Annotated in this window: 21 protein-coding genes; 8 read left to right on the top strand and 13 right to left on the bottom strand. The window is 58.7% G+C overall.

Translation table 11 applies throughout. The features are described from left to right. Nucleotides 1-62: 62 nt before the first annotated feature. Entirely contained in the window at nt 63-3,395 is a 3,333-nt protein-coding gene (locus ACILSR_RS31000; RefSeq protein WP_395753701.1) for a hypothetical protein, read from the bottom strand. 303 nt (nt 3,396-3,698) lie between these two features. Between ACILSR_RS31000 and ACILSR_RS31005 the strand changes: the two genes are divergently transcribed. The 3 genes from ACILSR_RS31005 to ACILSR_RS31015 are packed head-to-tail and all read left to right on the top strand — an operon-like array spanning nt 3,699 to nt 8,147. Continuing rightward, the gene (locus tag ACILSR_RS31005) at nt 3,699-4,913 is read left to right on the top strand and encodes a DNA cytosine methyltransferase (protein ID WP_395753702.1); all 1,215 of its coding nucleotides are present in this window, start codon (nt 3,699-3,701) and stop codon (nt 4,911-4,913) included. Next, complete coding sequence (locus tag ACILSR_RS31010; RefSeq protein WP_395753703.1) at nt 4,894-7,299, top strand: ATP-binding protein; 2,406 nt, start codon at nt 4,894-4,896, stop codon at nt 7,297-7,299. The genes ACILSR_RS31005 and ACILSR_RS31010 overlap by 20 nt, the downstream gene beginning before the upstream one ends. Next, on the top strand, nt 7,296-8,147 hold the full coding sequence (locus ACILSR_RS31015; protein WP_395753704.1) for a hypothetical protein: 852 nt from the start codon (nt 7,296-7,298) through the stop codon (nt 8,145-8,147). The genes ACILSR_RS31010 and ACILSR_RS31015 overlap by 4 nt, the downstream gene beginning before the upstream one ends. Before the next feature lie 29 nt (nt 8,148-8,176). On the opposite strand, the gene ACILSR_RS31020 is transcribed toward ACILSR_RS31015, so the two are convergent. Next, nucleotides 8,177-9,010, bottom strand: a complete 834-nt coding sequence (locus ACILSR_RS31020; protein ID WP_395753705.1) for a DUF6602 domain-containing protein — start codon at nt 9,008-9,010, stop codon at nt 8,177-8,179. 527 nt (nt 9,011-9,537) lie between these two features. On the opposite strand from ACILSR_RS31020, the gene ACILSR_RS31025 reads away from it, so the two are divergent. The 4 genes from ACILSR_RS31025 to ACILSR_RS31040 all read left to right on the top strand — a co-directional run bounded on the left by ACILSR_RS31025 (nt 9,538) and on the right by ACILSR_RS31040 (nt 12,928). Further along, complete coding sequence (locus ACILSR_RS31025) at nt 9,538-10,884, top strand: acyltransferase family protein (protein ID WP_395753706.1); 1,347 nt, start codon at nt 9,538-9,540, stop codon at nt 10,882-10,884. Nucleotides 10,885-11,262: 378 nt separating this feature from the next. Next, on the top strand, nt 11,263-11,778 hold the full coding sequence (locus ACILSR_RS31030) for a hypothetical protein (protein ID WP_395753707.1): 516 nt from the start codon (nt 11,263-11,265) through the stop codon (nt 11,776-11,778). Between the two features lie 18 nt (nt 11,779-11,796). Continuing rightward, nucleotides 11,797-12,321: a hypothetical protein gene (locus ACILSR_RS31035; protein WP_395753708.1), complete on the top strand. Its 525-nt coding sequence runs from the start codon at nt 11,797-11,799 to the stop codon at nt 12,319-12,321. 82 nt (nt 12,322-12,403) lie between these two features. Beyond that, nucleotides 12,404-12,928, top strand: coding sequence for a hypothetical protein (locus tag ACILSR_RS31040; RefSeq protein ID WP_395753709.1), 525 nt, complete (start codon nt 12,404-12,406; stop codon nt 12,926-12,928). 215 nt (nt 12,929-13,143) lie between these two features. On the opposite strand, the gene ACILSR_RS31045 is transcribed toward ACILSR_RS31040, so the two are convergent. The 3 genes from ACILSR_RS31045 to ACILSR_RS31055 all read right to left on the bottom strand — a co-directional run bounded on the left by ACILSR_RS31045 (nt 13,144) and on the right by ACILSR_RS31055 (nt 16,496). Then, entirely contained in the window at nt 13,144-13,284 is a 141-nt protein-coding gene (locus ACILSR_RS31045) for a hypothetical protein (RefSeq protein ID WP_395753710.1), read from the bottom strand. A 474-nt stretch (nt 13,285-13,758) separates the two neighbouring features. Further along, nucleotides 13,759-15,084 carry a tetratricopeptide repeat protein gene (locus ACILSR_RS31050; RefSeq protein ID WP_395753711.1) on the bottom strand — a complete coding sequence of 442 codons (1,326 nt, stop codon included), beginning with the start codon at nt 15,082-15,084 and terminating at the stop codon, nt 13,759-13,761. A 707-nt stretch (nt 15,085-15,791) separates the two neighbouring features. Further along, the gene (locus ACILSR_RS31055; protein ID WP_395753712.1) at nt 15,792-16,496 is read right to left on the bottom strand and encodes a hypothetical protein; all 705 of its coding nucleotides are present in this window, start codon (nt 16,494-16,496) and stop codon (nt 15,792-15,794) included. A gap of 9 nt (nt 16,497-16,505) precedes the next feature. Between ACILSR_RS31055 and ACILSR_RS31060 the strand changes: the two genes are divergently transcribed. Next, nucleotides 16,506-16,769, top strand: coding sequence for a hypothetical protein (locus ACILSR_RS31060; RefSeq protein ID WP_395753713.1), 264 nt, complete (start codon nt 16,506-16,508; stop codon nt 16,767-16,769). Nucleotides 16,770-17,017: 248 nt separating this feature from the next. Here the strand turns inward: ACILSR_RS31060 and ACILSR_RS31065 are convergent, their stop codons facing one another. The 8 genes from ACILSR_RS31065 to ACILSR_RS31100 form a co-directional block, all read right to left on the bottom strand. Further along, nucleotides 17,018-18,274 (bottom strand): hypothetical protein, encoded by a 1,257-nt coding sequence (locus ACILSR_RS31065; RefSeq protein WP_395753714.1) that lies wholly within the window; start codon nt 18,272-18,274, stop codon nt 17,018-17,020. A 70-nt stretch (nt 18,275-18,344) separates the two neighbouring features. Continuing rightward, nucleotides 18,345-18,707, bottom strand: a complete 363-nt coding sequence (locus ACILSR_RS31070; protein ID WP_395753715.1) for a helix-turn-helix transcriptional regulator — start codon at nt 18,705-18,707, stop codon at nt 18,345-18,347. Between the two features lie 485 nt (nt 18,708-19,192). Further along, nucleotides 19,193-20,494, bottom strand: coding sequence for a type II toxin-antitoxin system HipA family toxin (locus tag ACILSR_RS31075; protein WP_395753716.1), 1,302 nt, complete (start codon nt 20,492-20,494; stop codon nt 19,193-19,195). Beyond that, nucleotides 20,494-20,757 carry a helix-turn-helix domain-containing protein gene (locus ACILSR_RS31080; RefSeq protein WP_395753717.1) on the bottom strand — a complete coding sequence of 88 codons (264 nt, stop codon included), beginning with the start codon at nt 20,755-20,757 and terminating at the stop codon, nt 20,494-20,496. The genes ACILSR_RS31075 and ACILSR_RS31080 overlap by 1 nt, the downstream gene beginning before the upstream one ends. Before the next feature lie 160 nt (nt 20,758-20,917). Further along, on the bottom strand, nt 20,918-21,385 hold the full coding sequence (locus ACILSR_RS31085) for a phage tail protein (protein WP_395753718.1): 468 nt from the start codon (nt 21,383-21,385) through the stop codon (nt 20,918-20,920). 55 nt (nt 21,386-21,440) lie between these two features. Then, nucleotides 21,441-23,036 carry a phage tail sheath family protein gene (locus ACILSR_RS31090; protein WP_395753719.1) on the bottom strand — a complete coding sequence of 532 codons (1,596 nt, stop codon included), beginning with the start codon at nt 23,034-23,036 and terminating at the stop codon, nt 21,441-21,443. Nucleotides 23,037-23,236: 200 nt separating this feature from the next. Continuing rightward, entirely contained in the window at nt 23,237-23,677 is a 441-nt protein-coding gene (locus tag ACILSR_RS31095; protein ID WP_395753720.1) for a hypothetical protein, read from the bottom strand. Between the two features lie 247 nt (nt 23,678-23,924). Beyond that, entirely contained in the window at nt 23,925-24,437 is a 513-nt protein-coding gene (locus ACILSR_RS31100; protein WP_395753721.1) for a DUF4255 domain-containing protein, read from the bottom strand. Between the last annotated feature and the right edge of the window lie 46 nt (nt 24,438-24,483).

Genomic DNA, 24,483 nt, shown 5'->3' on the forward strand with positions numbered 1-24,483 from the left:
AACCCATCCTCCGACTTTTTGCGTCCTCTTGCGCCTCTTTGCGGCAACTTGCTCCGCATTTGTCATTCCTCCTTCATCTCCCCCACAATCCCCTCCTCCCCCTGCTCCTTCAAAATCTCCACCATTCTCGACCACAAGGCAGCATCGCATGGTAGGATCTGCAATCCGTGGCGGCGGAGGTGGGCGGTGGTCTGGGGCAGGGCGGGGGGAAGGTCCTCCTTCAGCATCCAGGAGGTCTCGCGCTTCAGTGCGCCGGCCAGCAGCACGTGGGTCAGCGGGGTGGAGGGATCATACCACAGCGAGAAGGCCAGCGCCTCCATGGAGGCGGAATTCGGCACACGCTTGTTCTCCGTCGGGCTCCACTCATTCGCATCCCGCTCACGTTCCGCGATCTGCCGGCGCGTGAAGCGCGACTCCGGCGTCAGCCCCCGCTCGTACACCGGCTGCGCCAGCCACAGCGCCAGCCACGACCACGGACTGTCCTGCAGCTCCCCAGCCACCTCATTCACCTTCGCCGCAGCGTTTTCACTCACCTTCGCAGCAGCCACCGCATTCACCTTCGCCGCGGCGTTCTTCGTCACCTCTGACTTCGGCAGCGCCGCCATCAGCACACTCCGCCGCTTCTCAGGAGGCATCTCGCGCAGCTCCCCATTCGTCGCAGGCTCCAGGCCCGCTACCGCGTAGGCGCGGGCGCGCACCCATTCCGGCAACGGCACCAGCAGGGCAGGGGAGGGCGGCAGGTACCACAGGCGCGCGGTGTTGTCGATGCTCGAGGTCACCACCCGCGTGCCATCCGCGCTCACCTGCGCCTCCGGGATGAAGTCCGAGTTCCCTTCGTGATCCTCGTGCTTGCCGCGCTCCTCGTGATGCAGCGGCTCGCCCAGCATCAGGCCCGTGGCCGCGTCCCACACCCGCGTCCTCTCATCATCGCTCGTCGTCACCACGAGCCTGCCGTCCGGGCTGAAGACCGCGCTCGCCAGATATCTCGTGTGCGGCATCGGCGCGCCCAGCGCCGCACCCGTGGCCACGTCCCACACCTGCGCCGCGTCACCTTCAGCCACCGTCACCACGCGCGTGCCATCCGGGCTGAACTCCGCATGGCGCACACCCTTGGCCTCCCGCAGTTCCGCACCCAGCGGCATGCCCGTGGCCGCCGCCCAGAGCTTCACCGTTCCATCCTCCCCCACCGTCACGATTTTCCAGCCGACCGCGCTGAAATGCGCCCCCGCCACCTCCGCCTCGTGCGTCATCGCGGCAGCGTCCAGCCGCTTCCCCGTGGCCGCGTCCCACAGCAGCGCCGAGCCATCCGCGCCTGTGGTCAAAACGCGTTTGCCATCCCGGCTGAACTCCGCCGTGGAAACCGCGCCGCTCACCCCGTCCTTCCCGTCCAGCGCGTTGAGATCCCCCGGCTTCCCATCGCCATGATTCATCAGCCCCCCGATGGGCCTTGCCGTGCCCGTGTCCCACAGCAGCATATTTCCCTCGCACACCGTCAGCACGCGGCTGCCGTCCGCGCTCAGGTGCGCCACATTCAGCGGCCCCTCGCTCTTGCGCTCGTGCAGCAGTGGCACCGTCTGCGGCAGGCCCGTCACAGCATCCCACACCTGCGCCCGAGCGCCCGTGCTCGTCGTCAGCACACGGCGGCCGTCTGCGCTGAACTCCACACCCCACACCACCCGTTCCTCTCCGTGATACATCGCCGCACCCACCGGCAGCCCCGTCGTCACATCCCACACCTGCGCCGTGCCATCATCGCTGCCCGTCACCACACGCCTGCCATCGCGTGAGAACACCGCCGTCAAAACCGGCAGCCCATGCCTCAGCGGCTCGCCCAGCGGCTGGCGCGTCGGCGCGTCCCACAGCATCACCGTGCCATCTCCGCATGCAGTCAGGATGCTCCTGCCGTCCGGGCTGAACTCCGCGCTGGAAACCGGTCCCTCATGCTGCAGCGGCACGCCCAGCACCTTGCCCGTCTCCACGTCCCACACCCGCACCGTGCGACCCATGCCCACCGTCACCACGCGCGTGCAGTCCCGGCTGAACCTCACCTGCTCCACGCCCCCCTCATGCCGCAGCGGCGGCCCCGCGGGCGCTCCGGTTTCCGCATTCCACAGCATCACGCAATCATCCTCCCCGAGCGTCGCCACCCACGCCCCCGTGGGCGCATACACCGCCTCCCGCACGCGGATGCCATGGCGCAGCGGCTCCCCGAGCGGCTGGCCCGTCGCCACGTCCCACATCTGCGTCGGCCCGCCCCACAGGATCGTCAGCACCTGCTTTCCATCCGGGCTGAACTGCGCGTCCATCACCTCATGGTTCAGGCGCAGCGGCTCACCCCGCGGCCGACCGCTCACCGCATCCCAAATCTGCACCGTCTTGTCATTGCTCGCCGTCACCACCAGCGACCCGTCCGGGCTGAAGACCGCGCTGTTCACCGAGGCCGCATGCACCATCGGCGCGCCCAGCGGCTGCTGCGTCGCCGCATCCCACACCTGCGCACACCTGCCAAACCCGCACACACTCACCAGACGCGACCCATCGTGATTGAAGTGCGCCGCATCCACCCCTTCCTCGTGCGTCATCGGCTTGCCCACCGCCGCCCCCGTCGCCGCATCCCACAGCCGCACCGCATTCCCCTCGTCGTAATCATTCACCGTCACGAAGCGTTTGCCATCCGGGCTAAATTCCGCCGTGCGCACCGCGCCCGTCAGCATCACCGGCTTTCCCACCGGCGCGCCCGTCGCCGCATCCCACACCCGCACAGACTTGTCCGCGCCGCGCGTCAAAAAGCGCGATCCATCCGCGGAATACACCGCGTCAAACACATGCCCGTCCAGGTGCAGCACCCGCTGCGGCCAGCCCGCATTCTCCCCCGCGTGCAAAGAAAGCGTCGCATACAGCCGCGTCGCCGCCTGCGGATTCTCCGGCCACCACTCCAGCGACCGCGCCAGCAGCGCCACCCCCTTCGCCCAGTCCCGCTCCGACTCCACCTCCGCCTCCATGCAGCGCACCGCCATCGCGTAATCCGCCCGGCTCGCCTCCCGCAGCTTCTCCTTCATCGCCGCCAGCTCCCGCGCCTGCTCCTGTAGCTTCCCCTCCTGTTTCGCCGCCACCTTGTCCCGCTCGTCCATCAGCAGCCGCAGATCCGTCGCCAGTCCCCGCAGCGTTTCCACGCGCCCCTTCAGCTCCTCCATCAGCATCTCCTGCTCCGCCTTCGCCATCAGATCCACCCCGCTCTTCTGCGCCCGACTCAGCCTCACCCGCATCTCCTGCAGCGCCCGCGCCTCCGCCCTGCGCGCCCTCTCCGCCTGCCACACCATCCACCCCGCCAGCAGCAGCACCCCGGCCCCGATCACCATCCCCAGACGCACGTTCGAATTGAGCACACGATTCATACGAGTTTTCAAAAAAGCCCCCCCGCAACAAACTCAGCAACCCACCTACAAGAGCAAACGAACCGCCAATGACAAGCCGCCGATCCGGGATTTTTCGGGGGAAGGGGGCACTTTTTCAATCAGGATCCAAGCGCCCATGTATTATCTTTTTTCATTTTCAACGCAGAAAGTCTTGCCATAGGTAACACTCCGCGCTTTCATCGGCAAAATTCCGCATGGTCCACCGTGCGCTATGCACACCCGCCACTCTACAACTTCTCTCCCTGGACTTTCCCATATCTGGTGCGATTTTGGCTGTAAAAAATGACAGCTAACCTTAAATATATCGACCTTTTTGCGGGCTGCGGCGGCCTTAGCACCGGATTGCATCAAGCTGGTTGGCAGGGCCTTTTTGCCGTTGAGAAAAACATCTCGGCATTCACCACACTCAAGGCCAATTTGGTGGACAAAAAGAAGCACTTCGATTGGCCCGAATGGCTGCCCCAAACGAACTGGGACATCAAAGAACTGCTTCAGCAAAAAGCAGACAAATTGGCAAAACTTAAAGGAACCGTTGATCTGGTCGTTGGCGGACCTCCTTGCCAAGGATTCTCCACTGCGGGCATGAGACGCGAGGGCGATGAGCGAAACAACCTTGTCCACTCTTACCTGAGCTTGGTCGAGCTTGTGCAGCCGCGGGCCATACTGTTTGAAAACGTCCGAGGCTTCACAATGAAATTCAAGGCCAACGCACAAGAGGGCTTGGCCTACTCGCAGCTAGTGATACAAAAGCTCCAAGAGCTTGGCTATAAGGACGCCAAAGGTGAACTCATTGACATGTCAGACTATGGGGTTCCTCAGCGTCGTCAGAGATACATCGTCATAGCCACTCTTGAGAATTTGGCCGAGGCAGCTTTCAAGGCGCTTAAAAGAGGGCGTGCTGCCCATTTGTTGAAGCGAGGAATTCCACGAAAGAATGATGTTAAATCGGCCTTGTCAGATTTGCTTCGGAGCCATGGCTGCACGCCTTGTCCCGACTCAAAGGGGTTCCAGTCTGGTGTCACCTCACGCAGAAGGACTGGGCTGCAGAAACATTTGCGGAGCGATGAGACATTACACACGCCTGACAGCCACCGATTCGTCAACCACACCAAAGATGTAGCTGCTGTATTCTCAAAGCTCCTCGCAAGCGCACCCCGCAACCGCTGCATTCTTGGTGAAGAGCGCGAAGAGTTTGGTCTGAAAAAGCGTAGCGTGACCGTGCTTGATGGCGACAGGTCTGCACCAACTGTCACGACCATTCCTGATGACTTCGTTCATTACTCCGAACCACGCGTTATGACCGTCCGCGAATGTGCCCGCCTCCAAACCTTCCCTGATTGGTTCGAGTTCAAGGGGCCTTACACCACCGGGGGCAAGCAGCGCTTGTTACAGACCCCGCGCTACACCCAAGTCGGAAATGCCGTTCCACCGCTCTTCGCGGAGAAAGCTGGGCTCGCCCTTAAGGAGATTTTAAGCCATGTCGAATGTTCAATTTAAAATCAGTTCTGCACTGAAGACTATCATCGGAAAAGAACTCATCACTGATGACTTCATAGCGATGTTTGAATTGGTTAAGAACTCCTTCGATGCAAATGCTAAGCGAGTAAACATTTCAATTGAGTCGCTGGGCACGAACGGGGCGAAGATTGTTATACAAGACAATGGCGATGGAATGGATAAAGAGGACATTATTGGAAAGTGGTTGTTCGTAGCATATTCAGCTAAAAAGAAGCAGCAGGACTATCGAGACAAAATTGCAGGTGGGCGTATCTTCGCCGGAGCCAAAGGAATTGGACGTTTCTCTTGTGACCGGCTGGGGGCAGGTCTGAAAATGTATTCCAAGAAGAAAGGGCAGAAAGGTGCATGGCACGTTCTCGAAGTTGACTGGAATAAGTTTGAAGTTGATGCTGAAAAAGAGTTCCAAAAAATTCCTGCCCGATACACCTCGGAGGATGCCATACCATACGACGTGCGCCATGGAACCGTTTTGGAAATTACAGGGCTGAGAAGTAGCGATTGGGGACGTGAAAAAATTCTGAGGCTTCGCCGTTCGTTGGAAAGGCTGGTAAACCCAAATCAGGAAAACGATGCAGAGAATTTTCAGATTAACCTCAATTGTCCAGACGAGAGAATTGAGGACGAACGGATCAGGGAAGCGGCGGAGGAAAGACAGGAGGAGGTACAGGCTTGGCAGCTGGTAAATGGTCCAATCAGGAACTTTGTATTCGAAAGCCTCGAACTGAGAACAGCCCAGATTTTTGTAGAGGTTATTGCTGACGGTTCGGAAATACGAACTTGTCTGACCGATAGAGGAAGACGCGTCTACGAATTGATCGAAAAGAGTCCGTACTCAGTCCAGCTAGATGGAGTGAAAATAACACTTTTCGCCCTCAATCAAGCTTCAAAAAATGCATTCACTAGGCGTATGGGAATGCGCGTCCATGATTACGGTTCCGTTTTTCTCTATAAAAATGGATTTAGAATTCATCCATTTGGTGATCCTGGTGACGATGAACTAGGAATCGATAAACGCCATCAACAAGGATTTTTCAGGACGCTTGGAACGCGTGATTTATCTGGACGTATAGAAGTAAACGGCGCCAACTCAGCCTTTCAAGAAACATCGAGTCGTGATGGAGGCTTAATTGAAAACAAGGCGTTCACCGACCTCAAAGAATTGATGATCGAAGTCGCTTTGAAGCGATTGGAGACTTTTGCAATTGATCTTGCCAAATTTGGGACAGAAAAAGGGGAATTACCTGATGCTACGACTATGTCCAAGGCAGAGGTTAAGCAGGCAATCTTCGAAATAATAACCAAGCTAACGCGTTCGAAAGATGTTCTACTCGTTGAATACGATGCTGATTTTTTGAACATTCTCGAAAATCGTTCTGCTGAAAGTGTTTCGGCACTTTTGGGAAATCTCAAAAGAATGGCGGCGCAGCAAAATTCTCCAAAGTTGGCTAAGGAGGTGTCGAAGGCCGAAAAGCAACTCAAGCGTCTGTCTAAGGCCAAGGAGGAAGCCGAAATTGGAGAAGCTAGGGAGCGAGAACGCGCGAAAAAAGCCGAAGAAAAAGCCAAAGAATCGCAAGCAAAGGCCATGGAGGCTGAAGAAGCCGCGCGACGTGCCGTTTTGGACGCTCAGGAGGCGAAATACCGAGAATCGCAGCTTGATACGCAAAACGTGTTCCTTAAATCGATGCTTTCAAAGGATCTTGAGCATGTCCTATCACTTCACCATAGTATTGGTCAGGATGCTCAGACAATTGAGCAATACGTTTTCAACTTGCTAGACCTTCTCAAAGAGAATTCGACTCCTCGGCCCGAGCAGATGAAGGTTTATCTGGAGAGAATTAGTTATCGAGCAAAACGAATTAATGCGATAACTCGCTTTGCTACGCAAGCAAATCATGTCGCTGCGCAAGAGGAAGTTCCAGGTGATTTGGTAGAGTTCATACGCGAATACCTATTGAATATATACCACGGATATGTGCTTGGACCGCAAAATAAGACAATTCCCATTCGGTTTCACCAAGCCTCAAAAGCCAAGTTTCCTACCACCTTTGCGCCCATCAGTGTTAGCATTATATTCGATAATCTGATCAGTAATGCTCGAAAGACACAGCATAAAGTATCAGGGATCGATGTGGCGGTCGTAGAAGCCACAAACGAAAAACTAGTCATTAGATTTTGTGACGATGGGGTGGGTATTCCCAAGCGAAATATGCCGCATCTATTTGATGTTGGGTTTTCAACAACTGATGGCTCCGGGCTAGGGCTGCATCATGTTAAGGAAATATTGTCTGAGATGGATGGTGAGATCAAGGCGAACGCAGGTCAGAAGAAAGGCGCAGAGTTTATATTAACATTTCATAAGCGATGAAAATAGATTTCTCAATTTTGTGGGTCGATGATAATAAGGATTTCGTCGAATCTCTCAGGCCTCAATTGAACAAGTGGATGGAGGACCACGGTCTTGGATTGTTAATTCATTGGCGCTCTGGTGAAGCTGGCGTATATAGTGACCTTTCTAGGCATGAAGTTGAATTAATCGTTCTCGATTACAAGCTAAAGGGTGGGAAGACAGGAGATGCTATTATTTCTGAAATTCGCGACAAAGGTTTTTTTGAAGATATCATTTTTTATACTACTGGTGCGGTTCCCAATAACATGTTTGACATTCCGCCCGACGGGGTGTTTTTTGTAGCCAGGGGCGATGCAAAGGACCGCATCAAAGACTTGATTGGAGTGAAAATTCGGCGAGCATCAGACCTTGCAACATTGCGTGGCTGGATTGTTGCAGATGCTATCGAGCTTGAGGGTATCATGGGCCGTGTGCTTGCTAAGTGCTTTAAAGATATGGAAGTTTTATTTAGGGATCGCGTGCTTATCGAGGAGGGTATGTTTGATTTTGGTAAAAAGCACAGGGTTTTGAGCGGTATCTTAAAAGATCAAATAACTCTTCTGAATAGCGGTATGTCGAAAAGTGCAACGCTTCCGAAGCTTCAAGCTTGCAAAAAGATTCTCGACGTGTTTCCCAAAGAAATTATTGAGATTAGAAATGCTCTAGCTCATCAGATGGCCGAAATTTCTGCGACGGGACACAAGAAGATTAAAACCAAGACTAAAGAGTCGAAGGAAATTATCATCACTCCTGAAGAGTGTGTTGTGATCCGAAAAAATGTCCGCAAGCATTTCGATAATCTCTTGGCCTTAGAGGCCTTAGTTTAAAGTGCGAAATTGTGCGCTGTTAGAATATATTAATCTATATTGGTGTTTGAAATAACCCAGCGGACATTTTTCCAAGACTCTTTTAGCGCTTTTCCATCCTCAAAGCGGGATGATTTTGAAGGTTCCGTTAAATAGTACCCAATTCTTGGTATATAGCGGCTTTGTTCTTTAAAGGGAAGTGCCTGAATTGTCGCACATAGATAAAAAATGATTTCTTCGTGGAAGGTGTTTTGTGCGTCATAAGCCATGTGGAGCCATCCTTTGGTTGTATGGATGAGGCAGCCCTTACCTGCGACGCAAAAACTTGATATTAATGGTTTATCATTCCAGCAGGGATCAATCTTTTTATACATTTCAAGTATGCTCGATATTTTATAGTTTTTTTTATCGATGCCGAAGGCAAATAGAGAATGTTCAGGCTTAGCAAAGCGGTGTGGCAGTGGGTGGTCATTTTCTGTGTGAATGGCGGGAGAAAATTTTAAACTATTTTCAATCCCTTGGAACTTTGTATAGGCGTCGCGAATTCCTGAGAGAGTTAAATTGCTTTTTACTTCAAAACAGGTAAGGACTGATTCGATCGGATAAAGTCCCAATCTTTCTTGTGCAGAGATAAAAAAAGGAGGCAGCAGTAATGTGCTGCATACGCATACATCTATTTGGCTAGATAAGGTGCCTTCATGGTCGGTAATTTTTCCGGTTCCAGCTGAATATCGCATATTCAATAGTGGGCGCACTAGATCACTTAATACCATTTCTCTCAATTCGCCGATCATTCCTGGGTGGTCGAACATGGATGCATTTTTCGCCTTATCCATCATGGCTTGAATGTTGCTGTTTAGTAAGGTTCTTATTTTGTCATTCATATTGTTAGCTAATATTCAAGTTTACTCATTTGACTATCGAAAGGCTGTAAAATTATGTTGTTTTTGAGCAATGCTGCGAATAGCGGAATCAAGTATTCGAACTATGAATGAGTTGCCCCTCCGCAGAGGTAACTACTTCGCATTTAATTGGAAAGGGGCTGTGTTCAAATTATTGCAAACCTGTCCTCACACCCTCTTCACCTCCACAAACACAGGCTTCTCCGGCAGCTGATCCTCCTCCCATGCTCGTATCCAGCTTCTCCTCCGGCGCATCCAGGCCGCCTTAGGAGAAAACAAAAATGCTGTCTCGATTCGCCCCAGCTTGAGTGCTGTTTTCGGCCTCAGCGTTCACTAAAACACCCCTGTTCACGTATCCGTGAACACGCCTTGGATCGTGAACATACCCCACCATTCCATTTGTCACCACCCAGCACGGCTGGCATCCTCTCGCCGCACGCAGCGTTTCCCCCGTTTCCCGCGACTGCCTCATCGCAGAGAAGTGAGATGCAAAACCCGCGTGCCCCTGCATGCGCGCCCCTCATTCCTCAGAGTCCCATCTTCCGGCCAGCTTCACCATTGCCCCCGGCACCGATAGCACGGGCGCGCCTTCGCGCGCGATGGCGACCGCTACCGAAACTGCCCCCGCCTCCTCCCCCGGCCACCGCCTCCATGCCCTGGACAACTTGCGCGCCATCGTCATGCTCACCGGCATCACGCAGCATGCGGCGCTCTCCTATGTCGTCTCCATCGACTTCTGGCCGGTGTATGATGTGAGCCGCAGCTTTGGCTTCAACATCATGGTGGGCATCACCAATGGCTTTCGCAGCCACCTCTTCTTCATCCTTGCCGGCTTCTTTGCGCGACTCCTCTGGCTGCGCTCCGGCCTGGGCGCCTTCATCCGGCAGCGCGCCCTCCGCATCGGGCTGCCCTTCCTGCTCGGCACCCTCACCCTCGTGCCACTCTCCGGCTGGATCCGCCTCTGGGCCACGCAGCAGACCCTCGCCCCCGGCGAATGGACCACCCTCTTCACCCGCAGCGAGCACTTCTGGTTTCTCGAGATGCTCCTCATCCTCTGCGCCCTCAACGCCCTCATCCTCTGGGCTTCTGCCTCTGCCTCTGCCTCTGCCTCTGCCTCTGCCACGGCCGCAGCCACGCCCCGCTCCCCCCTCGCGCGTCTCGCACGTCCCCTCGATGCCGCGTGCGACTGGCTCCTCGCGCGCCCCTGGCGCATCCTCGCCCTCGTCCCCATCGGCATGCTCCTCATGTGGGCGCATCACAATGTCGGCCTCGTGCACAACAAAGGTCACAATTTGACCCCGCCGCTGCGCGCCGTGCTCTATTACGGCCACTTCTACCTCCTCGGCTGGTGGCTCCACTGCCGCTCCCAGCATCTCGCCACCCTCGCGCAAAACTACGCCAGCTACCTCCTCATCGCCGTGCTGTCCTTTCCCGTCTTCGGCATCGGCTACATGATTTATCACTCGCCAGAAGGCACCCATCCGCTCTGGCTCAAAACCCTCGTCATCGCCGCCTCCGCCCTGTATGCCTGGGCCGCCGCCTTCGCCCTCATCGGCTGGTTTTTGCGCCATGCCGGCAGCCACACCCCGCGCGTGCGCTACCTCGCCGATGCCTCCTACTGGTGCTACATCGCGCACTTTCCCCTCGTGCTCTGGCTGCAGGTCCTCATGCTGCCCTGGGACGTCAACTGCTGGATCAAGTTCACCCTCAATGTCCTCATCAATCTCGCCGTCCTGCTCCTCCTCTACGACCTCTGCGTCCGCTACACCTGGCTCGGCCGCATCCTCAACGGCCCCCGCACCCGCCCCGGCAGCAAATCCCCAGCACCCACACCCGCGCAGACAGCAGGCCCTTAGTTCTACTTTGGTAACTCTTCAGGACGTTCATAAAAGTCATCAGGAGATTTCCACCCTCAGCCTCAGGCATCCGTGTCAATCCGTGTTATCCGTGGTCAAACATTCTGGAAGAATCAGGTCTGACCAGGCCCATATTAGAACTTACCAAAGTATAATTATTGAGAGATGGTCCAGCACCCGCTCGCACTGCGGCACGCCACATCCATCCCCAAGACTCCTTCGGCAGACGCGTAAAGCACCGCACGGCCCCCTCCATTTATCCTTGCCACCGCGCCTCCGTCCTGCCACCATCCCATGGGTGCGGGCGGACCTCCGGCCTCTTCACAGGCGCCAGACTCTCAGCCCTCGAGAAACAGGAAGCAAGCAAGCCATTCCGCCATGCATGGTCCTAAATACCAGCTCCTAGCCGTTCTCACCATGGCTGTCGTCATGTTTCTCGGTGCCACTCAGGCCGCCGCGGACGGAGGCTTTAAAATCCCCAATGGCCTCCTCCTCTTCACCGTCGAGCAGCACCCAGGCAAGGGCGACTGGGTAACATGCTCGCTGAGGCTCGATGGAAATTTTGGTCTCCAGACCTTGGCAGATGGAACCAGCTCCGAGGGGCAGCTGACTGAGAAGGAGGCAGGTCGCATCATCGAAGAATGCGGCAAGATCTGCGACCGCGCGGGAAAGGACCTCTTCCCGCCCGACCGTCTCCTTTTCGCCGGTGGCGCACTCGGCAATCCCTTGTTCATACACATGACTCCCCAGGGAGAGCTCCTCCTCTTGAGCGGCCCCGAGAAGCCCCCACCCCCGGAGCTCACCGCCTTTCTGCGGCTCCTCTGGCAGAAACTCCACACCCAGCCCGGCCTGCAGCCCCTGAACGACCCCTTCGCAGCCCCGGCCAAGCCCTGACCCGCCCACTGCCTCCCCATGCATGGTCTGAAATACCAGCTCCTAGCCTTCCTCATCCTCGCCTCCGTCCTTCTGGACGGCGGCCAGGCCCGCGCTGGTCCGGCCCCGTTCCAGAATCTCGCTCTCCCCGATGGCCTCCTCATTTTCACTCTCGAGGAGAACCCGGGCAAAGGTGACTGGGTTGTGTGCACGCTGAACCTCGAGGGTGACTTCGGTGTCAGACCGCTCAAAGGAATCTCCCACTCCGGAAAAATCCCGGCGCAGGAGGCCGGTCGCATCATCGAAGAATGCGGCAAGGTCATCGACCGCGTGGGAAGGGGCATCTTCCAGCCAGCACCGCTATTTGTCGGTGGCCGGATCATCAATCCAATGTTCGTGCACATGACTCCCCAGGGAGAGCTCCTCCAGTTGATCGGCCCCGCGAAGCTCCCACCCCCGGAGCTCACCGCCTTCCTGCGAATCCTCTGGCAAAAACTCCTCACCCGCCTCTCCCAGCCCGGCCTGAAGCCCTTGAACGACCCCTTCGCCCCCGCCAAGCGTTGAACCGCCGCAAAACACCTCCCTCTGTCCGCTCCGCACCTCGAAAAACTCTTCTCGCCGCCGCATTCCGCTTTCGCCACCTGCCATGCATGGCCTGAAATACCAGCTCCTAGCCTTTCTCACCACCGCCTTCCTCCTGCTGGTCAGCCGCGTCTCCTGCCACGCCGGCCTCCGCGCAGATTCCCCGGTCTCCGGAGCCAGCCTGAGCTTCACCATCGAGCAGCACCCGGGCAAGGCCGACTGGATCTCCGGCACGCTGAACAGCGATGGCGACTTCAGGCTCCTCGAGGGCCACCAAGGACCCCGCTCCGGAAGCCTTCCCGCCCAAGAGAGCCTCCGCATTCTCGAAGCCTACGGAAAGCTCTGCGAACGCGCTGGAGCGGACCACTTTCCACCTGAGCCGGTCTTTTTCCCCTTCGGAAGAGGCGGTGGAGCATTCCCCAGCTTTACCTATGTATCACCCCAGGGCAGGCGCCTGGAACTCATGGATCCGCGCCACCCATTGCCCCCGGAATTCACCGCCTTTCTGCGGATCCTCTGGCAGAAACTCCTCACTCACCACGACCGTCAAAAGCTGCTCGACTCCCTCATCCCCCCGCTCCCACGCTGAGCCGCAGCGACCCTCCTCCTGCTTCCGCATTCGTCATTGAATCACTCGGCTCGTCCATGCTCCTGTCCCGTCTCCGTTACTCCCGTTCTCGAATGCGATCATTCTTCTATTGAGCTTTGCACAATAGACTGCCGTGGCACCCGATTAAGTCATGTTATCGTCGGCTTTGCCTCCAGGATTTTGCACCAAAGGTGCGGCCTAGCGTAGGCCTGGGTTCAGTCCCAGCAGCAGCGCAGCAAACCCAGCGCCTTCTTCACACCCCGCGTCCCCCAGCAGCGTCCTCCCGCAGAAGAAAAGCGCCCCAGAAGCGCGGACTTCAGTCCGCAGCCGATCGTCCACGCAAGACGGGTGTGCACGCATCCACCACGCGTCAAACACTTCGACTCCCCAAACGCACCTCACCCCCTCATCTTCCGCCACTTTCACGTCCCTCCTTCATCCCCCTCACTCCCGATTCGCCCACCGCCCTCCCAACTTTAAACTTTAAACCTCCAACTTTAAACGTCACCCCCTCATCTCCCGCCACCTTCACGTCCCTCCTTCATCCCCCTCACTCCCGATTCGTCCACCGCCCTCCCAACTTTAAACTTTAAACCTTCAACTTTAAACTTCATCCCCTCATCTTCCGCCACCTTCACGTCCCTCCTTCATCCCCCTCACTCCCGATTCGCCCACAGCCCTCCCAACTTTAAACTTTAAACCTCCAACTTTAAACTTCACCCCCTCATCTCCCGCCACCTTCACGTCCCTCCTTCATCCCCCTCACTCCCGATTCGCCCACAGCCCTCCCAACCTTAAACTTTAAACCTTCAACTTTAAACTTCATCCACCTACCCCTTCAGCCCCTCCACCAGCCTCTGCGCCATCAGCGTCTCCTCATGCTCCTTTCCCAGCGCCTTCGTCCGGCCCTCCAGCGCGCGCTGCGCATAGGGCAGCGCCTCCGCCACCCGTTGCAGCTCCCACAGCGTCGAGGCCAGGCTGAAGCAGATATGCAGCGTGCGCGCATCCTCCACGCCAAAGGTCTTCTCGTGCGCCGGCAGCAGCGCGCGATACTCCTTCACCGCCTCCTCCTTGCCCCCCTTGGCGGACAGCACCTGCGCAAACTCCCGGCGCGTGTCCAGCGTCTCCGCACTCTCGGCTCCCAGCACGCGCTCCTTCACCGGGATCAGGCTGCGATACTCCTTCTCCGCCTCTCCCAATTTTCCAGCGGCGGCCAGCACCCGGCATAGATCGCTCAGGTAGTGCAGCGTCTCCGCATGCTCCGCTCCGCGCACCCGCACCACATCAGGCACCAGACCCCGCAGCAGCGTCTCCGCCTCCGCCAGCTTTTTCAGGTCAAACAAGAGCCCGCACAAAGCTCCGCGAGACCGCAGCAACTGCGGGTGGTCCTCGGCGAAAAGACGCTTCTGTTTGGATACCACGCCACTGCACAGCGTCTCCGCCGCCTCCTTCCTGCCCAGCGCACTCAGCGCCAGCACGATGTCCACCTGGCAGTCCAGAAACTCCGGATCACTATCACCCACCGTGCGCAGCAGAAGTTCCAGCACCTTGCGGGCCTCCCTCTCCGCATACGCCGCCTTTCCCAGCGCCAGCTGCGCACTCGCCAGACCCCGGCGCGCCTTCAGCGTGTTCATGTCCTGCGGCCCCAGCACACGCACCATCACCGCGATCAGCCGCCGATACGCCTTCTCGATCTCCGCGTCAGGCGCCCGCGTTGTCCGCGCAAAAAGATCGCGCGACTCACAGCGCAGCGTCTCCGGCGCCTCCGCCCCCAGCACCTTCGTCAGCAGCGGCAGCAGCTCATGCAACATGCCCTCAGCCTCCTCCGTCCTGCCCTGCTCCCACAGCGCCTCCGCCAGCAGCAGGCGCGCCCGCAGCGTCTCCGCATCCTCCGCTCCCACCGCCTCCGTGCGCGCCCTCACCAGATCCTGCGCCGCCTTCACCCTAGCATCCGCCTTCGCATTTACACCCACCCCGGCCTTCGCATTCACCTTCGCTTCCGCCTTCACCCCCGCATCCGCCTTCACCTTCGCAGGCTCATCCGCCTTCGCCTTCACCTCTGCATCCGCCGCCGCCATCACACCACCTGCGGCACCAGCCACAAACAGCAGGCAGGCAAAGCCAAAAGAAAAAGCGCGGGCATGGGGTGTCTTCATGCAGGGAATAGGATGCAGCAGAGATTCAGGAAAAAGGCAGTGCCAGGGAGAAACCACAGCGATAGAGAAGCCCGCCGCCCTCGCAAGCCACCATTCACAGTCCTCCCTTCGCCTGCACAGCGCAGCACCTCACGGCAAAAGGGCAGGGGAGCCACCCTGGAAATCAAGGCGGTGTGATTGTGAAAAGGAGATTCACTCTCGGGCCTCACATCCCCATGAAACTGCCGCCAGCGGTGGCATGGGAGATGTAGCGCGGTATTCCGATACCGCGACGGCACCGACTCGGTATCGGAATACCGAGCCACACCCGGCATGTCCCCCTTTGCCGATTCCGCAGCGAGTTGCTCGGAAGCGCCTGCGTCATCACCCCGCTGCGCACCTATTGAGAGTTGCACAATAGACTGACGTGGCACTCGATTAAGTCATGTTATCGTCGGCTTTGCCTCCATGATTTAGCACCGAAGGTGCGGCCTAGCGTAGCCCAGGGCCAGCGAGCCTTGGCGAGCGCCGCCCTGGGTTCAGTCCCAGCAGCAGGGCAGCAAAGCCAGCGCCTTCTTCACACACCGCGTCCCCCAGCAGCGTCCTCCCGCCACGCCGAAGCAGGCAGCATGTGTCTCCGCCGCACGCAACGCCCCGGCTCCTGCATGCACGTGCGCTCCATGCGTGTCAGTCTATTGCGCAATCCTCAATAAGCACCTGCGCACCCCTCACTTTCCCCTCGCCCTCAGCACCGGCCATCCCAGGCACAGCACCAGCAGCGGAATCACATACCCGCTCTTCAGCGCGTGGATGAATCCGACGTCCCCGCTGTGGTTCTCCACCACGCCGACCACCCACTCCGCCAGCGGCCAGCTCAGCATGAAAAGGATGGCATAGCCCAGCACGCTCCACAGCCTCACCCGCACCCCGAAGCCACGGCACAAAATCCCAAACAGCAGCGGCACCAGCGCCAGCAGCAGAAAGTTCAGCAGCTTGTACAGCATGATCTCCCTCATTATCGCCCCCTCGTATTCATCACTCAGCACGATCGCCCGGCCAAAGGCGGACACCAGCAGCCGCTGAACCACGACATGGCCGATCACACCATAACCCACCAGCGCCGCCGCAAACGCCCGCGGCCTCTCCACCCGCGTCACACCCAGCACCCACACAATAAACGCCACCACCCCCGCCGGCACCGCCCAGTGAAACCGCCCGATCCAGTCCATGCTCGCCCACCCCGTCGTCATCTCCAGCTCCATCCGCCAGCCCACCCCCGCCAGCAGCGCAATGACCAGCAAACTCACCCCCGGCCACCAGCCCCTCTTCACCCCCGCACCCTCCTCCGCCGTCAGCACACCCACCGCCGTACTCTCCGGCGCCGCATACGGATTCACCTCCGCCGTCTTCTCCACGTTATCGTTCATCTTCATCCTCCCATTTTGAAACACACTTCCGCCCCGCGCATTCCATTTATCCTCAAACCACCCAAGCGCCTCCCCCAGGAGAGGGATCATCCTGATCCCTCAGCGCTGCGCTTTGCCTGGACCGCGTTTGAAAACCAGTGGCCCTTCCGCCGCGCACGCGGTCCGTGGAGCGCGGGATTTATCCCGCAGAAGGTGGCAAACACGTGCAGCCCGGTAATGGCCCCCAGCAGGTGGCAAACACGAGCACGCCTGAGAAGCAGCAGCGGCGTGCGGGTGTGAGCCTGAAAGAGAACGCTCGGATCTGCTGGAGACAGCGGAGCTCTGCGGACTGAAGTCCGCGCTCCAAAGGCGCTTTTGCCCGCCCCATTCCTACAGGTTTTCGAACGCGCTCCTCCCAAAACAGGGGATCAAGGATGGTTCCCCATCCTCCGGACGCTCTCGCGCTGGCATGGCGCCTCCGGCAGGAGAGGGATCATCCTGATCCCTCCCCACTCCGCCACACCCAGCGCCCCGCCACCGCGCTACACTCACTCACCCGCCCACTCCTTCACCACGCGATCACTCGGCCCGCACTTCACCACCCTCGGCACCTTCACCGACTCATTCGCCGGGATCGCCTGGTCCCCCTTGCTCTTCGAGATCGCGCCCACGCTCTGCACCCCCGCCAGTTTTTTCGATCCATTCAGCGCCTTCAAATCCGCCGCATAGTAGTCAAACCACGGCAGCCCCGCCTTTTCATACTCCCGCGCCGTCACGGGCGGTTGCGGTGGGTTCTCCCCCGTCAGTTCGCGCCACAGCATCGCATTGCACAGGTGCACAAAGCAGCGGCTGGACGCCCCCATGTCCCAGTCCTCCGCCTTGTAGGGGTCCTTATAAATCTTCTGCCGCATCCGCCCGCCAGCCCCCAGGCCCATGCCGGCACCTGCGCACGCAAGCCCTCCCGAAAAACAGATGCTGCTGAAATCTGACTCGATCAGGTCTTGCAGAAGATCCGCCAGACACTTCGGCAGGTCTGGCATTTGCACTTTGTCAAAGTAAGCCCGCGCCTTCATCGGGTAGGCCTGCAGTTGCACCCCGCCAAATTCCGCCTCCCCGGAAAGCTGCTCCTCCACTGAATAACCCGCACCCAGCGGCATCGCCACAAACTGGCGTATCACCCCTTTCTCCACCGCAAAGCCATCCAGCCACGGCTGCTTGCCCGTCACCACATAGTCCTGCGGCTTCCGGCTCAGCCCGGCCTGCCAGCTTTCACCGCTCACCGCATTGATCTTCCCGGCGGCAATCTTTAGCGCGCAGGGGTAGGTGCCCCTGTAGAAACTCATCCACAAAGCCTCCGCCTGATACATCGGCATGATCACCCCGCCGCGCTCCAGCCACTGCGGTGGCGCAGCCTCCGCATAGTCCTCCAAATGCCGCAGCGGAAAGCTCCCCAGCCCCGGCGGCAGCGGGTAAGTCTTGTCATTGTCCGGGATGCGCAGCGTCCGCTTAAACGCCACCTCCATTTTCGCGGTGTTCTTCTCCCATTGTGGTGCCAAGGCATTTTGCAGCATGCCTGCGATCTGCTCCTCCGTCACCTTCAGCACCTCGTCGCGCACCTTATCCCGGTCTGGCACTGTTTCCTGCGACCGCCGCAGCCTCTTAACAAGCTGGTCGATCACCTTCTCACGGTCCTCCGCCAGCATCTTCGGCAGTTTCTTGTCATAGTAGTCTTTCCGCAGCGCAGAGATCTCTGCCTCGATGGCAGGAAAGGAAAAGCACAGCTCATCATCTCTGAGTTCAATCATGGTCGTTTTGTTTGGGTTCGTTGTTGGTATTCTTGCTTGGTATTCTTGCTCGGTTCCGCAGCCCGCCAGTTCACCACTGCCCGTCCCGCACCTCGCGCACGAGCTGCAGCACCGCATGGTCTGGCATGGCTTTCAGTTGTCGTATCAGGTCGGCAAACAGGCGCGGGCGCTTGCGGATGATCGCCTGCAGGTCGGAGGAAACCTTTCCCGCCATCGCCAGCAGCACATCCGCGTCCTCAGACAGTTCATGCGCCAGCTTGCGGATCACACCCTCGCCCGGCGGCGGCTCCTCATCCCGCTCCACCTTGCTCAGGTAAGACGGCTCGATGCCCACCTTCTCCGCAATCTTGCGCAGCGAAAACGCACGGTCACCCTCCGCCTTCGCCAAGCGCGCCTCACGCACAAACTGCCCAAATGTCAGCGCCGTCGCCATGTGTGTAGTAAATACTACACACTAAGTACCGTCAACCCCAATTGATAACCCACTCGCCGCTCCCCGCCCCCATGCCGCCCGGTTTGGCCACGCTCCTCCTCAATTTTTCCAACCCGCCAACACAACGCCCCAGGAGCGCGGGCCTCCGAGCCCGCAGCAGGTCGCAAACACCTCGAGTCAGATTCATCGCCCCAGCAGGAAGCAAGCACGAGCACTTCGAGCAGCGCCATTGTCGATGCAGCCCCGCGCTCGGCCTCTCCCACCCCCGGATAACAGCCCCCATGTCAAACCATCCCAGTATCATAGACCGGTTCTCAAAAAGATTGTCATTTTGACCCGGCGAACGCAGCGGCCCCAGTGGCAAGGCGGGAGCGCCGCCTGCTATTGAAGGATAACAAGCAAGCGACCAACCCAGCCAATGGGGCCGCTCCGCCGTCCGGGCAATGTGACAAGATTTTTGAGAATTGGTCTAAGCCACCTCTGCATCACAGCCTCCTCATCCGCTCCCTGAACCCCCGCTGCACCGCATCATGGATCTCCTCTGGAAATCCAGCCGGCATCTGCTTCTCCACCGCACTCAGCGCCGCCTCCGCACGCCCTGCCACATCCGCCAGCACCTCCTCCGCCAGCGCCGCTGGCAGCCCGGCCCTCACCGTCGTCTGGATGAAGTGCCGCCCCTGAATGTAGTCCATCCGGTAGTGCCGGCTGTCTCCCACAAACATCGCCAGCCGCATCTGCTTTTTGTGAAGCTGCCGCGCCTGCAGGCAGGGCTGCGCCGTCAGCACATCATAGGCCGGAGTCAGATTGAAGCGTCCTCCAGGGCCTAGAAAAACGCTGAAGTTTTTCGCATGGCCGTCCGTCGCGCCCAGCAGCCAGTACAGCACCTGCGCCTTCAGAAAATGCTTCTGATCCTCCGCCGGCCTGTCGCTTCCCTTGAGCAACGTCAGGATCTCCACCATGCCCGGCCCGCCTTCGGTTTGATATTTGCGCGTCGGCGCGACCGAAAGCGCCTGGCAGCAGTCCTCCTGTGGGATGCGCAGCAGCCTCCCGTCCTTCATCCGCATGCGGTCAAATCGCTCGATCACCAGCGCCTTCGTCTTCCCAAAATGCTGCATCTTCACCTCATTTGCCAGCAGGCCAAACGCGGCCACGAGTTTCAGGCAGTAAAATTCATTCTCCACGCTGCTGGAGAGATCCAGCCCGTTGGGCAGTCTGCCGAGCTGCTTTTTAAAAAGGTGCGTGGTCGGCGTGGTGCCATGCGGCTTCCACCATTTGCCCTCGTGAAAAAGCAGCGCCGTCTTTTCCTGCGCGCCCGCCACGGAGATGCGGAAGTCCTGGTCCTGATCCATCCCCAGCGGTGCTTCGGACAGGTTCGTGAGGATCTTCTCGATCTCCCGGTCGCTGACCGGCTGCCCATCGATTCGCGTGGTATCTCCTGCCACATCATAGCCTTCCGGCACAAACTGCAGCGCGCCCACGCAGTCCCTCCCGATGCGGGAGAGCAGGCTGTAGGAGTCCGTGCCCTCTGCGCCCACCTTTTCCGCCACACGCCGCCGCAGCGTCTCGGAGTCTGGCAGCAGGTTCTCAAAGAACGCCGTGACCGCCGCGCCGCTATACGCGTCCTCCCGCAGCGGCAGAGAGAGGGACACCGGGATCGCTCGCTCCCGCTCCAGCCAGCTCGCCGCATACCGAAACGAGATCGCCCCGCCTGACGTCTTGCTGAGCAGTCCCACGTGGCGATTGTTCAGCAGCACGCGCAGGTCTGGATGGGGGCGTGGGCGTGCCATCAGAAGTCCTCCATCATTTCCCTGACCATGCTCTGGCTCCAGTCCTTCGAGCGCGGCGCGATGAGAAACTCCAGATCCAGCGCGGCGAGCACCGTCAGCAATGTATCCAGTCTGCTCGCCGGATTCCCCGTTTCGATCAGGGAAATCGTTTCCTGCCGCAGTCCGGTTTTCCCACCGAGCTGCTGCTGGCTTAGCCCCTGCTTCTTGCGCGCACGCCTGATGAGTGCGCCCAATTGCCTGGGATCTCGTGCTGGATCATTCATACTCTCGATTATGCTTCAAAAGCGATAAAACGTCAATATGCATTCTGGCGCATAAAAATAAAATATGCGACAAGTGCGATAAAAATGAATTATGCGCCAAACACGATAGGTTAAGGTGGAGTCCGCGTTCCCCCTTTCGCCGCTCACCCGCACCCGCCATCTACTTGTTCGTGATGGCCATGGTCTCAAACGCCAGCTCGATCGTGTGCACGGCCACCTCACTGCCGTCGGTTTTCAGGTCCGCGCCGGAGAATTTCGTGGGCCAGGCATTGCTCAGCGTCCACTGCATCGTCGTCGCCCCCTTCTCATCCAGCAGCGCGATCACCACGTTCTGCCGCTTGATCGTGTTTTGCTGGATGGAGCTGTACCAGTCCCAGAAGCTGTTGTCGCTTTTGAAGATGCCACGCTTCAGCGTCACATTCCCCACCTTGGTGATGCCGGGCATCTTGATGGGGGAGTAGATGGGGCTGTTGCCGTGCCGGTACTCGATAACCTGCGTCTCGGAGTTCAATCCGGTCACCTCCGAAAAAGCCCCTTTGAGATCGCCTGTGGTGCCGATGGTGACCTCAAAATGAAAGGCGGGTAATGGCCATATCGTCGTGCTCTGGGCTGATCCGTCGTCGGGCATAAAAGAAGTCTCTTTCTGGAGTGAGGGTTGTTGAAAGGGTAGGGGACGGCGCGGCCTAGCTCTGCGCCTGCTGCGAGATGGTGATCGTGATAAACTCCGCCGGATGAGACAACGCCACGGACACCGTCAGGTTCATCTTGCCGGCCAAGATGTCGTCAGGCGTCATCGTCAGCCCGAGTCCAATGGCGACCTTGAACGAGGCGGCGGCTGAGGAGCCGGCCAGGCAGCCCTGCGACCACAGCGAGGTCAGAAAGCTCGTGACCATGCTTTGCACCAGCGACCACGTGCTGTCCACATTCGGCAGGAAGACATAGGCCTGCATGGCCAGTTTCAGCGACTGCTCGATGAAGATCATCGTGCGGCGGACGTTGATGTAGCGCCAGTCCTGGCTGTTGCCGTCCAGCGTGCGCGCACCCCAGACCATCACCCCAAATCCCGGCTTCAGGCGGATGGCGTTGATGGATTTGCCGCTGACGGCGTCCACATTGAGCATGGCCTGGCTGTTGTCTGTGATCTTCAGCGTGGTGTCCGTCACCGCCGTGAGGCTAAAATTGGCCGGTGCACGCCAGACACCGATGCTGCTGTCCACCTTTGAGATGAGCCCCGCCATGGCCGCACCGGGGGGCAGGGTGTTGATCTTCTCCAGCACAGCATCATGCAACTGGCTGTAGGCGGTGCTGGCAGCGAGGAGAGCGTTCTCAAGCTGGAGCGGGGTCGGCGGATTCGTGGCCGGCGGATTCTGGATCTGATCCAGGATCGTTTTGACGGGCTCCACAGCAGCATCCGGCAGCGCCGCCGCCAGTTCCTTGCCGCCACCCAGGGTGATGAAATCGATGTCTCCGTCCTCCACGATGGTCGTCTTCAGGAAAGGGAAATAGGCGATGCCGTAGCGCAGATCATCCATCCCCACGGCCGTTCGGAAGGTCTCGATCTCTCCGCCTGGCAGATTCCAAAGTTCCGGATCGGGGGCCTCCCCGCCATAGACATCCAGCAGCCCCACACGGCTCCCCGGTGCGCAGCAGTCCGGTGAATCGATGCCGCATTGGTTCAGGATGTTCTGCATGAGCGTGGCGTAGTCCGCCTGCTTGAGCAGCACCGCATCCGGAATGGAGATCATGGTGATGGACGCCTCCTGGCCGGCCACTTGCAGGCCTTTGTAGAGATCGTCGTAGGACACCCGCGGGTTCACCAGCGGACTGCCTGCCGCCATCGGCTTGCTCGGCGAAGGCGGCGGACCAATCAGCCCCACCGAGACGATGAAGGCCGTGCTGCCGCCGTTTTGGTAGAACAGCTTGATGCTGTTGTAGAGGTAATAGATGGTCGAGGGATCGGGCAGCAGATCGAGAGGCTTGCCACCGATCGTCACATCTCCTTCTCCCCGGGATGCCAGAATGTGGTAGATGGGAGCATACTGCTGCATCTCAGGCGCCGGGCCCGGCGGTGTCGCCGTCGTCATGACGCCATAAAAGTTCATGAAGTCCTGCATCGAATTGATCTCGACGGCCTGATTCAGGTAGGACTTCCCCTTGTAGTCCGCCCGCATCGTGTAGCCGATGAACACCGGCACCGCCGTCGCCACCGGCACCACCGCATTCGGAAAAGCATTCACTTCATTGATGTACACGCCGGGAGTTTGCTGGGAGGATGCCATGGTAGGAAAGAGTGTTTAAGACGCGCCGGGCGCTGTGTCGAGCACGACTCGTCCTTCTTCATCAGGGGAAAATGGCAGCACGAACAGTGAAGCACGGCCAAAAGCGGACAAAAGCCGATGTGCCGTGGAGCAGATGTACCGGGGAGCAAATAATGACCTGTGGCCTCTTCGGTCGTGAATGCCTCCCGCCTGAAACCAAGTCATTCCTTCCCGCCCTCTCTCCATTTTCCCTCCGGGTACCGCAGCTTGCCAGGCACCGGCTCTTCTGTCGGCAGCGTCTCCATCTCATCCGGCATAGGCATTCCAAGCCGATCCCCGGGGTAAAATCTGAGGTATCTCTTCGCGAACTCCCTCAAGCGCCGGAACCGAAACAGCGGATGCGCATACAGCGCATGGTATTTCATGACATGCACAAACCTGCCCGCATCCTCCACCACTCGCGGGGTGACAGCCCTCTCGCCATCATCCTGCTTTTTCAGGCTCTCCACCAGCACCATCCCCATCACCGCCAGCACACAGCCCGTCACGAGCACGACATACGGGTTCGCTCCGCCTCCAGACCGAAAATCAGCAGCCGAAAGCAGCGCCACGATCTGCCCGGAGGCTTCTTCAGAATATGAACCGCGCGCACCGTTCTGCATTTCGGCCTTATACCCGACCCGCCGCCCTTCTGTCAATCCTCCCTCCTTCACAGCCGAAAGGGTATTCCTGGAACGCGGGCGCAGATCAATCACAAGAATTGATCGGTAAACAACCCGTACGCTGCAGAGCGCTGGCGTCAGATGCTCTCGAAAATTTCGGCAGGTAGTCCGGGTCCGGGGCACATTCATGCCCCTGCGGCTCATCCTAGGCTGGGGGCCGCACGACGCTTGGATCCAAGGCCGCCCTCTAGACGCCTCCCAAGGTCAGCATGCGCATCGAGTAGATGGCGGACGGAGTGTAATCTCTCCCCAGCATGCTCCATAGCTGGCTCTGCTCTTCGGACGTCACTTTTACCATCTCCAAGGTCAGCCGGTCCAGGCCGGAATGCAATGTGGGAGTATTCGCCCTCGTGAAAAGCGGCTTCACATGGAGGTAGGCGATCACCTCCGAAATCATTTCGAGGCCCACCTCGTACCGCGCATAATGAGCCGAGAAGAGCAGCCGCAGGTTCAGACTCACCGGTGCGCTCACGCGTGGACCAGACTCGGGAGCACCTCGTGGCGCGGCCATGCTGGCGACGTTCTTCTCCTCCGTGATCTGCGTGAGCGTGAGGCAGATGCAGTCACCCGCCTCATCCTCTCCTGTGCCGCCCGGTTTTGGCAGTCCGCCGAGAATCACCCGGTCACGCGAATCTCCTCGTTTGCGTCGCAGCATCGCATTCAGGTCTTCAGCGACTGCTTTCATGGCTTCTTGGATCATGGCTTGGAGAGTAGGGGTTCAGGGAGCATGGCGTGGGTACCCAAAA

This window comes from Prosthecobacter sp., assembly GCF_044222565.1.
Taxonomy (GTDB): Bacteria; Verrucomicrobiota; Verrucomicrobiia; order Verrucomicrobiales; family Verrucomicrobiaceae; genus Prosthecobacter.